This window comes from Rhodobacteraceae bacterium D3-12, assembly GCA_025916135.1.
In the GTDB taxonomy this organism is placed as follows: Bacteria; Pseudomonadota; Alphaproteobacteria; order Rhodobacterales; family Rhodobacteraceae; genus JAKGBX01.
This window is the reverse complement of record CP104793.1, coordinates 2914461-2927885: the sequence shown is the minus strand read 5'-3', so window position 1 is coordinate 2927885 and position 13425 is coordinate 2914461. Positions and strand designations below refer to the sequence as shown.

The window sequence follows — 13425 nt, the reverse complement described above, 5'->3', positions numbered from 1 at the left end:
TTCCTCTCCCTTAGATAGGCACGTTTACCCGATCGCTTCCATGACCGATTTGCCCAGATCCGCAGGGCTTTCGGCCACCACGATCCCGGCGGAGCGCATGGCTTCGATCTTGTCTTCGGCGCCACCTTTGCCACCGGCGACAATCGCGCCCGCGTGGCCCATCCGGCGGCCCGGAGGGGCGGTGCGCCCGGCGATAAAGCCAGCCGTCGGCTTCCAACGGCCTTTTTTCTTCTCATCGGCAAGGAATTGCGCGGCTTCTTCTTCGGCCGAGCCACCGATTTCACCGATCATGATGATCGACTGGGTTTCATCATCCGCAAGGAACCATTCCAGCACGTCGATATGCTCGGTCCCTTTGATCGGATCGCCCCCGATGCCCACGGCGGTGGACTGGCCCAGACCCAGATCGGTGGTCTGCTTAACCGCCTCATAGGTCAGCGTGCCAGAGCGGCTGAGAACACCGCACGAGCCGCGACGGTGGATGTGGCCGGGCATGATGCCGATCTTGCAGGCGTCGGGCGTGATGACACCGGGGCAGTTCGGGCCGATCAGGCGGCTCTTGGAGCCTTCCAGCGCGCGCTGCACCCTCATCATGTCCAGAACCGGGATGCCTTCGGTGATGCAGACGATCACTTCCATCTCGGCGTCGATCGCCTCAAGGATACTGTCCGCCGCGAAGGGCGGGGGCACATAGATAACAGAGGCATTCGCCTCGGTCACATGTTTCGCCTCGTGGACCGAGTTGAAGACCGGCAGCTCAAGATGCGTCTGCCCGCCTTTGCCCGGCGTCACGCCGCCGACCATCTTGGTGCCATAAGCGATGGCTTGCTCGGTGTGGAATGTGCCCTGCGAGCCGGTGAGGCCCTGACAGATCACCTTGGTATTTTCGTCGATTAGGACTGCCATCTGGCGTGCTCCTTAGCTTATAACGGTGATGCGAAACTCACGCGGAGCCAACTTTTCAATGAAAAGATGGCTTCCACCCTTCGCGTTTCCGCGTTCATAGAATTCCCGGACTGTTCCGGTCTTGCGAGGTGTTTTCTTTGTTTTGTAAAGATCTGTCACAACCGGTTCCTTTACGCCGTCCAGATGTATCGTCACCAAAGCGCCGGGGTCGGTCGACCCGTTGTCGCCTCCAAGGCAATCAGGTGGAAACATCTGGATCACGTGGCGGAGAGGGATGTACCGATTTCGAACATCGGACTCTGTAATCTGGACGGTATTGTCATCAATCTTTACAGACACAACAGTTACCCTTTTACCGCTTTCACGATCTTCTCGGCGCCATCTTTGAGGTCGTCAGCCGCGATCACATCAACGTCGGAATTGTTGATGATCGCTTTGCCTTCTTCCACGTTGGTGCCTTCCAGACGCACAACCAGCGGAACCTTGAGCCCGACCTCTTTCACGGCGGCGACAACGCCCTCGGCGATCACATCACAACGCATGATGCCGCCGAAGATGTTGACCAGAATACCTTTGACCTGCGGGTCCGAGGTGATGATCTTGAACGCTTCGGTCACCTTCTCCTTGGTCGCGCCACCGCCCACATCGAGGAAGTTGGCAGGCTCGGCACCGTAAAGCTTGATGATATCCATCGTCGCCATGGCAAGACCCGCGCCATTCACCATACAACCGATTTCACCGTCCAGAGCGATATAGTTGAGGTCATATTTCGATGCCTCAAGCTCTTTGGGGTCTTCTTCGGTCACATCGCGAAGCTCGGCCACATCGGCGTGGCGATACATCGCGTTGCCGTCAAAGCTGACCTTGGCGTCCAGCACCTTGAGGTTGCCTTCGTCGGTCACGATCAGCGGGTTGATCTCCAGCATCTCCATGTCCTTCTCAAGGAAGGCTTTATAGAGGTTGCCCATCAGCGCGACGCATTGCTTGATCTGCACGCCCTTGAGGCCAAGCGAAAAGGCGATACGGCGACCGTGGAATGCCTGATAGCCGGTGGCGGGATCAACGCTGAACGACAGGATCTTTTCGGGGGTCGCCTCGGCAACCTCTTCAATGTCCATGCCGCCTTCGGTCGAGCAGACAAACGACACGCGGCTGGTCTGGCGATCGACCAGCAGGGCGAGGTAAAGCTCGGTTTCGATGCCCGAACCGTCTTCGATATAGATGCGGTTCACTTGCTTGCCGACCGGTCCGGTCTGATGGGTGACAAGGGTGCGGCCCAGCATACGCTTGGCTTCTTCGGCGGCTTCTTCAACCGATTTGGCAAGGCGCACACCGCCTTTTTCGCCAGCGTCTGCTTCTTTAAAGCTGCCTTTGCCGCGCCCGCCCGCATGAATTTGCGCTTTGACAACCCAGAGCGGACCGTCCAGCTCGCCTGCGGCGGTTTTGGCGTCTTCCGCACGGGTGACAACGCGACCGTCGGAGACCGGCGCGCCATAGGTGCGAAGCAAAGCCTTCGCCTGGTATTCATGGATGTTCATCGGGCATACCCTTTGATTGCTACACTTAACCCCAGCTAGTTGCATAAGGTTGATGTAAAGCTAAGCGATTTCATGCAACGCGCGGGAATTAGCGTCATTTTTCACTATTTGTGATCACAGCTTCAAAACGTGTGATCACATGCGGCGCATTCACGCAGCCGTTGCGATTTCAACTAGAATCACCCACCACAGACCCTGTCGTCATATCCGCCAGCACCTGTGGCTGTGGGCGGGCAGGGGATAAACCCCGCCCGCTGCCCGCGAAAAAAGCCCGCCTTAGTTAAAGAAAAGCGAGAACATTCCGGCCCGCCCGTTGGTCATCCGGTTGAACCGTTGCCAGTTCTGCGCCGAAATCCGCGGCCCCTTGGCGGCGTGCTCATAAAGCCCAACCCCATGGATCAAGCCGAGAATATCAAGCCGCGTCGGGAATTGCTCGTAATGCGCAAGGCTGATCCCATAGCCCTTGGGCAAAAGCGGGTGCGGGATAAGCAAGCGCCCGGTCAGAACCGCCTCGGCGTCTTGCAGCACGGCTTGCCATGTCTCGGCCATTTGCGGGTCAATCTCGACCCCAAGCGCCTGAGTCTGCTGGGCGTTGGGAATCCACTCGCGGTCGTTGTCGGTCTCTTGCGCAACCAGCGCCCAAAAGCGTTTGTTTTCGGCAATCATAGCCCGCCAATGGGTCATCATCGCCTTGATCCGCGCCGCGTCCGGCTCCTGTCTGAGCGCGGCGAGCGTGACATAGATCGCGTCAAAGGCGGGGCGGAACTCGGCCACCGAATTCCGGTTCGAGCCGGTGTTGGTCAGCTTGCCCTCTGCGGCGCGCAACTCGCGTCTGAGCGACGAGCGGGCGCGCGAAAGCTCGCGACTGCGCGTGCGATAGTCGGCCATGGCGGCGGTCTTGGCTTTGATCTTTGCGTCGATCTCGGCACGCAGGTCGCGGTTCTCGGGCTTGCGCCGCTCATTGCGCAGCTCCTGAAGCGTCTTGTTGTGCGGCCTCATTTCGGTGCGCAGCGCGTCGGCCTCTTGCTTGACGCGCGCCTGCTCGGCCTTGAGCGTGGCGATATCGGCCTGCACCTCGGCCTGATCGTAATACTCCGGCAGTTGCGGCGCGGCGTCGAGGATCTTGCGCTTTGCGGCCATATCGGCCAGCACCGGCGACGGATCAAACGCAAGCAAGCCATTGCCCGCCCCCGACAGCATATGGCTATAAGCCACCAACCACGCGAGATCGGCGTCGTCAAAGCGCACTTCCATCGGGCCCGCGCCGGATTTGGCCAATTCCCGCGCCGCGCGACGGCCCAAAAGCATCGGCCCAAGCGTTTCAACCACACCTTCGCCACGGTCGCGGCGGCTGTTCATGTCGGCATCAAACCACACGTCGTCAAGCACGAGGGTAAAGGGCTTCACCCCATCCGCTTTTGCGCGTTCAAGCGTGGCGCGCACCGCGTCCATGTCATCAAGGAAGGTTTTCATAATCGTCGAAAGCGTGTCCGGCCCGGCGGGTTTCGCAAACGGATTGCGCGCGCTGCCCGCGCTCAGCCGGAGCAGCGGAATGTTCAAAATGCTTTCGCCTAGCCCGTATTCATACCGCGCTTGCAGCGACTTTTCGACCGCCCGCAATGCCTCCAGCGCACCAAGCTCGAACAGGTTGGTATCGGGTGCCGCCTTCAGAGCGGCAATCTGCCCTTCCAAACCGCGCAGCGCCAGCTCGCTCTGCGCCTGCGTCTGAGTTTGCGCCATCACAGCGCCGCCAGACCCGACAAAAAGCCCGGTCGTCAGCCCCGTTACAATCCCCGTTAAAACCCCTGTGCAAAGCGCCGTCGTCGTCACCGCCCGTTTGAGTGTTTTCAACATCATCTGGCACACCTCATCATTTCGCTCGATCCGGCGGGGGCTGGCCCCGAACGCCTCAACAATGGACCGCTGTGCGCGGGCGGTGCAACCCAAAGGCGGGCCGTGCCGCCCAATTACACTGTCAAACCCGGACAGGTCTCAAACCCGCTGCCCTTAATCGCGCGCCAAACACCGGCCTCAACCAGCGCCCAACAAAAAAGGCACCGGTGCAAGCGCACCAGTGCCTTTCATGTCACTGCAATACTGGCTTAGGCCAGCGTGCCGTCGATCTCTTTACAGGCTTTGACAAGCCCTTTGACCGCATCAACCGATTTGTCGAACATCGCTTGCTCGTCTTTGTTGAGCTTGATGTTGATGACCCGCTCAACACCGCCCGCGCCGATGATGGTCGGCACGCCGACATACAGCCCGTTCAGCCCGTATTCGCTGTCACAATAGGCCGCGCAAGGCAGCACGCGCTTCTGGTCTTTGAGGTAAGCCACGGCCATTTCGATGGCGCTTGTGGCGGGGGCGTAATAGGCGCTCCCGGTTTTCAGCAGGCCAACGATCTCGGCGCCACCATCACGGGTGCGCTGCTCGATCTTGTCCATCTTCTCCTGCGTGGTCCAACCCATCTCAACCAGATCGGGCAGGGGGATGCCACCAACGGTGGAATAACGCGCCAGCGGCACCATCGTGTCGCCATGCCCGCCCAGAACAAAGGCGGTGACATCGCGCATCGACACGCCAAACTCTTCCGACAGGAAATGACGATAGCGCGCGCTGTCCAGCACACCGGCCATGCCACAGACCTTCTCGGTCGGCAGACCGGAAAATTCGCGCAGCGCCCAAACCATCGCGTCAAGCGGGTTGGTGATGCAGATGACGAAAGCGTCGGGCGCATGGGCGGCAATGCCCTCACCGACGGATTTCATGACTTTAAGGTTGATGCCAAGCAGGTCATCGCGGCTCATGCCGGGTTTGCGCGGCACACCGGCGGTGACGATGCAGACGTCTGCGCCCGCGATATCGGCGTAATCCTGCGTGCCTTTCAGCGCGGCGTCAAAGCCTTCCGACGGGCCGCTTTCCGCGATATCGAGAGCCTTGCCCTCGGGAATGCCTTCGGCAATGTCGAACAGGACGATATCGCCCAGTTCTTTCATCGCTGCCATATGGGCGAGGGTGCCACCAATCATACCCGCGCCGATCAGCGCGATTTTAGGTCTGGCCATGGGAAATGTCTCCGCTTGGTTTGTTTTGTCGCGCATGGCCTAAGGCTTCTGACGGCCACACGCAAGAGTGCCGCAGCGCAGCAGGGCCGCTTCCCCCCTAGGCGCGCCCCCGCATTAGCGCTAAACCGTTTACGAAACCGTTACTTACAAAAGGCAAACCCATGTTTGCGCCAGATCCAAGCTTTTTGGCCATCGCGGCGCCCGCTGTCGTTTTTGCTGGCATTTCCAAGGGCGGTTTCGGCTCTGGCGCGGCCTTTGCCTCGGCGGCGATTCTGGCTTTGGTGATCGCACCGGGGCAGGCGATCGGGATCATGCTGCCGCTTTTGATGCTGATCGACGCCGCCACGCTCAAACCCTATTGGAAGCGGTGGAACACGGGGGATGCTTGGATATTGCTGTCCGGCGCGCTGCCCGGCGTGGCGCTTGGCGCAGCGTTTTATCGCGCCGCCGATCCCGACCATTTGCGTCTGCTGATCGGCGCCATCGCCGTGTTGTTCGTGCTGTGGCAAATCGCGGCCCGCGCCGGGCGCTTGCCAATTGCCTCGCGCCCGCTGCCGCGCTGGGGCGGCGCGCTCGCCGGGCTGGTTGCTGGCTTCACCAGCTTTGTCGCCCACGCCGGCGGCCCTGCGGCGGCGGTCTATCTGCTGTCCAAACGCCCCGCCAAGACCGAATTTCAGGCCACCACCGTGATTGTCTTCTGGGCGACCAACGTGTTCAAAGCCTTGCCCTATGGCATGCTCGGCATCTTCACTTTGGAAACCCTCCTGATCGACCTCTGGCTCGCCCCCTTCGCGCTCTTGGGCACTTGGCTCGGCGTCAAAGCGCATTACGCAATCCCTGAGCGCGCCTTTTTCGCGCTGACCTACGTGCTGCTCACCATCACCGGCAGCAAACTCATCTGGGACGGCCTCACCTAACCGCCTCGCTCGTGAACGCTGCCCAAACCCACCATCGCGACAGCACCCAAAACGTGCCACCCGAAAGCCCCCCGAAAAACCACCGCCAAGACCGCAATCTCAAAGCGCCCCGCCCAGCCCTTCATCTTGCTGTAAATACTCCGGGGGTGTGGGGGCTGGCCCCCACTTATACCTGCGTGTGTCGCACCGAAGGTGCGCCTCAAACCAGTCTGGCCCCCACTTATACCTGCGTGTGTCGCACCGAAGGTGCGCCTCAAACCAGTCTGGCCCCCACTTATACCTGCGTGTGTCGCACCGAAGGTGCGCCTCAAAACCAGTCTGGCTCCCACTTATACCTGCGTGTGTCGCACCAAAGGTGCGCCTCAAACCTGCCTGTCCCCCACTCTAACCTGCGCGCAGGGCCTGCCTTCCCTCCCACCGACACTCTCACCAGCCCGCTAAAACCGGCAAAGCCACCCCTCAAGCATCATTTCCCATTGCCGGCAGCGCTTCGGCCAAGGCCTCAAACGCCTGCCCCGAGGCCACCAGACACGTCACCCCATTGGGCATCGTCACCGTGATCGTCCATGTGCCGCTTTCGGCAGAGGCGAACACCTCGACCACGGCGTTATTCGCTCCAAGCCCCATCGACTGGCGGGTTTCCTTGTATTTCTCGGCCAACCGCCGGACCACCATGTCGCGCGGCGCACAGTTGCGCGCGCTTTGGGCGTTGGCGGGCAGGGCGCTGGCCACGATCATCATTGCGCCGGTCATCAGGGCGGCTTTCGCAGTAACGCATCTCATCGCATCAACCTTTCGTCGTGCTGGCCCGGCCATCGCTGGGCCGGGTTTCCGGCCTGTGGCGGGCGTGAAGTTTTACGCGTCAAAGATCTGCTGTATGTCTTCCGTCTTGCTGGCTGATCCGGCGGGGCTTTGCCCGCCATGCCTTGACCCTTTGTCGGGGTATGCTTGGGCCTTGACGCAACCAAATCCTGCTCTAATCCCTATGAAAGCGAGGTTAACGCTGCGTCCGATACGCTGAATTAAGCAAAGATTCTGCGGTGCAGCGGCTTTTGACTTGAACAAAACCGGCAAAAAATGCTTCATCCGCGCAAGAATATTACCCCGCACACCACGTGCAGACCACCGGAGAGACTCGCCATGACCCGCCCTTATCGTTCCGTTCTTTATATTCCCGGCTCAAAAGAGCGCGCCTTGGACAAGGCCCGTGGGTTGGCCGTGGACGCGATCATCTTTGATCTCGAAGACGCCGTCACCCCGGATGCCAAGGTCGACGCCCGCGCTACGCTGGCCGCGGCCCTGAAACAGGGCGGCTATGGCGACCGTGCCCGCATCGTGCGTATCAACGCGCTCGATACCGAATGGGGCGCCGAGGATGCCAAGGCCGTGGCAGCGATGGAGGCCGACGCCGTGCTTTTGCCCAAGGTCAATAGCGCCGCCGATATCGACGCGCTCGCGGCGCTGGTCGGCGATATGCCGATCTGGGCGATGATGGAAACCTGCCAAGGTATCTGGAACGCGATGGAAATCGCCGCCCATCCGCAGGTGCAGGGCTTTGTCGCCGGCACCAATGACCTTGCCAAGGAACTCAACTGCCGCGCACGTGCCGACCGGCTGCCGATGATGACCTCGCTGCAGATGATGCTGCTGGCGGCGCGCGCCCATGGGGTGGTTGCGGTCGATGGCGTCTATAACCAGTTCAAGGACGACGAGGGGCTGGCGCTCGAATGTGATCAGGGCCGCGACCTGGGCTTTGACGGCAAAACCCTGATCCACCCGGCCCAGGTCGAGGTAACCAACGCCGCCTTTTCCCCGTCCGAGGCCGAAATCGACCTCGCCCGCCGCCAGATCGACGCCTTTGACGAGGTCGAGCGCACAGGGCAGGGGGTCGCCGTGGTCGATGGCAAGATCGTCGAAAACCTGCATGTCGAAACCGCCAAGAAAATCCTCGCCATGGCAAGCGCAATCGCCGCGATGTAGGGTGGGGTTTCACCCCACCATTCGCCCCTAGATCACAAGGTAGCCCCCAATGATCCTTCTCATCCTCGGCGTTCTCCTCTGGAGTGCTGCGCATCTTTTCAAACGTCTTGCCCCCGGTGTCCGCGAACCGATGGGCGAAAAAGGCAAAGGCCCGGTGGCGCTGGCCATTGTCGCCTCGATCGTTTTGATGATCATCGGCTACCGCATGGCCGATGGCGCGTTCTTTTGGGGGCGCACGCCGATGATGACCGGGATCAACAACCTGTTGATGCTGATCGTGGTCTATATCTTTGCCGCCGACGGCATGAAAACCCGCGCCAAGGGTTGGCTGCGCAACCCGCAACTCACCGCGTTCAAACTCTGGGCCGTGGCGCATTTGCTGGTGAATGGCGATGTGGAATCCTTCGTTCTGTTCGGTGGCCTTCTGGCTTGGGCGGTGGTCGAGGTGATCTTGCTCAACCGCGCCAACCCGCGCCCCGCGCCGCCCCCGCCCGCACCGATGGGCAAGGAAATCGGCGCAGCGGTCGGCGCCGTCGCCGTGTTTGGCGTGATCGCTCTCATCCATTCCTGGCTCGGCTATAACCCGTTCGGCTGACCCAACTGACACTGCTGGAGACTTACCCCATGGCGAAAACCAATGCCAAAACCAATCCTGGCCGGTTTTTTGAGGATTACACCCTTGGCGATGTGATTGAACACGCCGTTCCGCGCACCGTTTCGGGGGGCGAGCGTGCGCTCTATCATGCGCTCTACCCGGCGCGCCACGCGCTGTATTCATCCGATGAATTCGCCCGCGCCAGCGGTCTGCCATGCAGCCCGATTGACGATCTCGCCGCGTTCCATGTGGTGTTCGGCAAAACCGTGCCCGACATTTCTCTCAACGCTGTGGCCAATCTCGGCTATGCCGAAGGCCGCTGGCTCAAGCCCGTGTATTCCGGCGACACCCTGCGCTCGACTTCCGAAGTCATTGGGCTGAAGCAGAATTCCAACGGCAAATCCGGCGTTGTCTATGTCCGCACCCGTGGGCTGAACCAGCGCGACGAAGTGGTGATGGACTATGTGCGCTGGGTCATGGTGCGCAAATCCGACCTTGATGCACCCGCGCCCGAAACGGTGATCCCCGAGCTGAAAAAGACCCTCTCAGCAGAGGATCTTGCGATCCCTGCAGGGCTTGATTTTACCGCCTACAACACGACCCTCTCGGGCGAGCCGCATCGCTTTGGCGACTATGACATCGGCGAGGTGATCGACCACGTCGACGGCGTCACCATCGAAGAGGCCGAGCATATGATCGCCACCCGCCTGTGGCAAAACACGGCCAAGGTGCATTTCGACGCCACCTTCCGCCCAGACGGGCAGCGGCTGATCTATGGCGGCCACGTGATCTCGATGGCGCGGGCGCTGTCCTTCAATGGTCTCGCCAATGCACAGATGATCGTGGGCCTGAACGGCGGCGCCCATGCAAACCCCTGTTTCTCTGGCCTCACGGTCAAGGCATGGTCCGAAGTGCTCGACAAAGCCGAAACTTCCGCCCCCGGCGTCGGTGCGATCCGGCTCCGGCTGGTGGCAACCTCGGATGGCTCGGTCGGCGCGTTGAAGGGCGAGGATGGCAAATACCTGCCCGGCGTGCTGCTTGATCTGGACTACTGGGCGTTGATGCCGCTCTAGTTTCGCGCGTTGTATTTGCCAGTTGAAACCATCAGCCGAAACCTTGGCGCCCGCTCGGCCCGTTATTGCAAACGGGGCGGGCGACAAAAGCAGCGTTGCAAAAGGGATGGCGGGGCGATGTTTCAACTTGTGATCACATAAACCAACGGTTTTACTCAATTCCAAGGGATTTCAACGGCAACCACCCCGTGACCCGACTCGATGCGCCCCATAAACCGGCAACACCAAACCCACCCACAGACCAATCTGGCGGGGTAGGGGGCTGATTTTGTGATCACGCTACCGATATCAGTGATCACAACCGGGGACATAACGCCGCGATACGCGGAAAAATCCCGATCCATGTGCGAAGAATGCGTGACACCGCGCTTGAAACCGTTATCAAAGGCTTCAGCGATTGCGCCTATAAGGGCGCCTGCCAACGATATTCAGGGGGAACTCCCATGGCCACTGAAAAACCAGTAGAGCGTCCGCTCAGCCCGCACCTTCAGATTTACCGCTTCCAGATCACCATGCTGAGCTCGATCCTGACCCGGATCACCGGCAACGCCCTTGTGGTGTCGTTTATGCTGGTTGTCTGGTGGCTTCTGGCGGCGGCGACCTCGGAAAGCTCTTTTGCCCTTGCCAACGGGGTGCTGACCTCGTGGTTCGGCGATCTTGTCCTCACGCTCAGCGTGCTTGGCCTGTGGTATCACTACCTCGCCGGGCTGCGGCACCTTTATTACGATGCCGGTCACGGGCTTGAAATCGGCACCGCCGAAAAACTCGGCTGGGCCTGCATCATCGGGTCGGTCGTGCTGACCATCCTCACCCTTCTGATCGTGTAAGGAGAGAACACATGCGTTACCTTACCGCCCGCAAACGCGCCGAAGGCAAAGGCGCCTCGCACACCGGGACCGAGCATCACTGGCATATGCAGGTCTCTGCCGTTGCGCTGGCCTTTCTCATCCCGACGCTGGTCATCATTCTGGGCCGCGCCATCGGACAGGATCAGGCAACGGTGCAGGCCACCTTTGCCCGCCCCTTCCCGGCAATCCTTGCTGGGCTCACGCTGTTGGTCAGCATGATGCACTTCAAAAACGGTGCCCGGATGATGATCGAGGATTATTGGCACGGATCGCTTCGCAAGGGGCTGATCATGCTGGTGATCGGGCTTTCCTATACCATCACAGCCACCGGGCTTTTCGCCCTTGCCAAGATGGCGCTCTGAGGATTTTTCGATATGGCCGAATACGAATACGAAACACATGACTATGACGTGGTTGTTGTCGGGGCTGGCGGTGCTGGCTTGCGCGCGACTTTGGGTATGGCCGAACAGGGGCTGCGCACCGCCTGCGTGACCAAAGTGTTCCCGACCCGCTCGCACACCGTTGCGGCACAGGGCGGCATCGCCGCCTCGCTCTCCAACATGGGCCCGGACCACTGGCAGTGGCACATGTATGACACGGTCAAAGGCTCGGACTGGCTCGGCGATACGGATGCGATGGAATACCTCGCCCGCGAAGCGCCCAAAGCGGTCTATGAACTCGACCACTACGGCGTGCCGTTCTCGCGCACCGAAGAGGGCAAGATCTATCAGCGCCCGTTTGGCGGCCACACCACCGAATTCGGCGAAGGCCCTGCGGTGCAGCGCACCTGCGCCGCCGCCGACCGGACCGGCCACGCCATCCTGCACACGCTTTACGGTCAAAGCCTGAAAAACAACGCGGAGTTCTATATCGAATACTTCGCGATTGACCTCATCATGTCCGATGATGGCCAATGCCAAGGCGTCGTCTGCTGGAAGCTGGACGACGGCACCATGCATGTGTTCAACGCCAAGATGGTCGTGCTGGCCACCGGCGGTTATGGCCGGGCGTTCTTCTCCTGCACCTCGGCGCATACCTGCACCGGCGATGGCGGCGGCATGGTCGCCCGTGCCGGCCTCGCGCTTCAGGATATGGAGTTCGTGCAATTCCACCCGACCGGCATCTATGGCTCCGGCTGTCTCATCACCGAAGGCGCGCGCGGCGAGGGGGGTATCTCACCAACTCCGAAGGCGAACGCTTTATGGAGCGCTATGCGCCCCAGTATAAAGACCTCGCGCCGCGCGATTACGTGTCGCGCTCGATGACCATGGAAATCCGCGAAGGGCGCGGCGTGGGCAAGGACGGGGATCACATCCACCTCAACCTCTCCCACCTCCCGTCCGAGGCGTTGGCCGAACGCCTTCCCGGCATCTCGGAAAGCGCCAAGATTTTCGCCGGTGTCGATGTCACGAAAGAGCCGATCCCGGTTCTGCCCACCGTGCATTACAACATGGGCGGTATCCCGACCAACTATTGGGGCGAAGTCCTCAACCCCACTGCCAAAGACCCCAACGCCGTTGTGCCGGGCCTGATGGCCGTGGGCGAGGCGGGCTGCGCCAGCGTTCACGGGGCCAACCGCCTCGGGTCCAACTCGCTGATTGACCTTGTGGTCTTTGGCCGCGCCGCCGCCATTCGCGCCGGTGATGTGGTTGACCCAAGCACGGCCAACCCGGCGCTGAATCAGGCTTCGGTTGATGCCGCGTTTGACCGCTTTGACGGGCTGCGCCACGCCAAGGGCGCAACGCCCACGGCGGAACTGCGCCTTGAGATGCAAAAAACCATGCAGGCCGACGCGGCCGTGTTCCGCACCGACAAATCCCTCAAAGAAGGGGTCGAGAAGATGGGCGTCGTCGCGGCCAAGCTGGATGACCTGCAAGTCACAGACACCTCGCTGGTCTGGAACTCCGATCTGATGGAAACGCTTGAGCTGACCAACCTCATGCCCAACGCGCTGGCCACCATCGTCGGTGCCGAGGCACGCAAGGAATCTCGTGGCGCCCACGCGCACGAGGATTACCCCAAGCGTGACGATGAAAACTGGCGCGTCCACACCATCGCACGGGTGAGCGGCAACAAGGTCAGCCTCAGCCAGCGTGACGTGGTTAAAGACCCGCTCACGACCGAGAAAGAGGGCGGTATTTCGCTGAAGAAAATCGCACCCAAAGCGCGGACATTCTGATGCGTCTGGCTCTGGCAACACTCGCGCTTATGGCGCTCACGGCATGCGACGTGGCCCAACAGGCCGCCGATGACATGGCGCGTGGCCGCGCCAAAACCGCCGTGAACGGTGTCGTGGCCGAAAAATTCCCCGGCGTGAACGCAGCACCGGTCACCGACTGTATCATCGACGCCGCCAGCGCTCAGGAAATCCTGCAAATCGCAGGCAGCGCGGCCACCGGCGCCCACGCCGATGTGACCGAACTGACGCTCGCTATCGCCAAACGCCCCGAAGCGTTGCAATGTATCACAAAGGCCAGCATCTCGCTGGCCCTCAATTAAGCAG

The 13425-nt window shown here is 60.9% G+C and carries 13 protein-coding genes and 1 pseudogene; 8 read left to right on the top strand and 6 right to left on the bottom strand.

All coding sequences use genetic code 11. The annotated features are described in order from the left end of the window. Window positions 1-24 precede the first annotated feature (24 nt). The 5 genes from sucD to mdh all read right to left on the bottom strand — a co-directional run bounded on the left by sucD (window position 25) and on the right by mdh (window position 5509). Window positions 25-906, bottom strand: a complete 882-nt coding sequence (gene sucD / locus N4R57_14460) for a succinate--CoA ligase subunit alpha (protein UYV36218.1) — start codon at window positions 904-906, stop codon at window positions 25-27. A gap of 12 nt (window positions 907-918) precedes the next feature. Then, window positions 919-1245, bottom strand: coding sequence for a hypothetical protein (locus N4R57_14455; protein UYV36217.1), 327 nt, complete (start codon window positions 1243-1245; stop codon window positions 919-921). Window positions 1246-1250: 5 nt separating this feature from the next. Next, the gene (gene sucC / locus N4R57_14450) at window positions 1251-2444 is read right to left on the bottom strand and encodes an ADP-forming succinate--CoA ligase subunit beta (GenBank protein ID UYV36216.1); all 1194 of its coding nucleotides are present in this window, start codon (window positions 2442-2444) and stop codon (window positions 1251-1253) included. Window positions 2445-2720: 276 nt separating this feature from the next. Beyond that, entirely contained in the window at window positions 2721-4301 is a 1581-nt protein-coding gene (locus N4R57_14445; GenBank protein ID UYV36215.1) for a hypothetical protein, read from the bottom strand. A gap of 245 nt (window positions 4302-4546) precedes the next feature. Further along, window positions 4547-5509 carry a malate dehydrogenase gene (mdh, locus tag N4R57_14440; GenBank protein ID UYV36214.1) on the bottom strand — a complete coding sequence of 321 codons (963 nt, stop codon included), beginning with the start codon at window positions 5507-5509 and terminating at the stop codon, window positions 4547-4549. A gap of 161 nt (window positions 5510-5670) precedes the next feature. Here mdh and N4R57_14435 point away from each other — a divergent pair, with 161 nt between their 5' ends. Then, window positions 5671-6426 carry a sulfite exporter TauE/SafE family protein gene (locus N4R57_14435; protein ID UYV36213.1) on the top strand — a complete coding sequence of 252 codons (756 nt, stop codon included), beginning with the start codon at window positions 5671-5673 and terminating at the stop codon, window positions 6424-6426. A gap of 459 nt (window positions 6427-6885) precedes the next feature. On the opposite strand, the gene N4R57_14430 is transcribed toward N4R57_14435, so the two are convergent. After that, on the bottom strand, window positions 6886-7209 hold the full coding sequence (locus N4R57_14430; GenBank protein ID UYV36212.1) for a hypothetical protein: 324 nt from the start codon (window positions 7207-7209) through the stop codon (window positions 6886-6888). 357 nt (window positions 7210-7566) lie between these two features. Between N4R57_14430 and N4R57_14425 the strand changes: the two genes are divergently transcribed. The 7 genes and pseudogenes from N4R57_14425 (at window position 7567) to N4R57_14395 (ending at window position 13421) form a co-directional block, all read left to right on the top strand. Then, window positions 7567-8406 carry a CoA ester lyase gene (locus N4R57_14425; GenBank protein UYV36211.1) on the top strand — a complete coding sequence of 280 codons (840 nt, stop codon included), beginning with the start codon at window positions 7567-7569 and terminating at the stop codon, window positions 8404-8406. A 49-nt stretch (window positions 8407-8455) separates the two neighbouring features. Continuing rightward, the gene (locus N4R57_14420) at window positions 8456-9001 is read left to right on the top strand and encodes an NnrU family protein (GenBank protein UYV36210.1); all 546 of its coding nucleotides are present in this window, start codon (window positions 8456-8458) and stop codon (window positions 8999-9001) included. Between the two features lie 29 nt (window positions 9002-9030). Continuing rightward, a complete protein-coding gene (locus N4R57_14415; GenBank protein ID UYV36209.1) occupies window positions 9031-10074 on the top strand; it encodes a MaoC family dehydratase in 1044 nt (347 codons plus the stop codon). Window positions 10075-10517: 443 nt separating this feature from the next. Continuing rightward, window positions 10518-10901 (top strand): succinate dehydrogenase, cytochrome b556 subunit, encoded by a 384-nt coding sequence (sdhC, locus tag N4R57_14410; GenBank protein UYV36208.1) that lies wholly within the window; start codon window positions 10518-10520, stop codon window positions 10899-10901. Between the two features lie 11 nt (window positions 10902-10912). Then, window positions 10913-11284, top strand: a complete 372-nt coding sequence (gene sdhD / locus N4R57_14405; GenBank protein UYV36207.1) for a succinate dehydrogenase, hydrophobic membrane anchor protein — start codon at window positions 10913-10915, stop codon at window positions 11282-11284. A gap of 12 nt (window positions 11285-11296) precedes the next feature. Further along, window positions 11297-13101 (top strand): annotated as a pseudogene (sdhA, locus tag N4R57_14400) (succinate dehydrogenase flavoprotein subunit). After that, the gene (locus tag N4R57_14395; GenBank protein ID UYV36206.1) at window positions 13101-13421 is read left to right on the top strand and encodes a succinate dehydrogenase; all 321 of its coding nucleotides are present in this window, start codon (window positions 13101-13103) and stop codon (window positions 13419-13421) included. The pseudogene sdhA and the gene N4R57_14395 overlap by 1 nt, the downstream one beginning before the upstream one ends. Window positions 13422-13425: the final 4 nt, after the last annotated feature.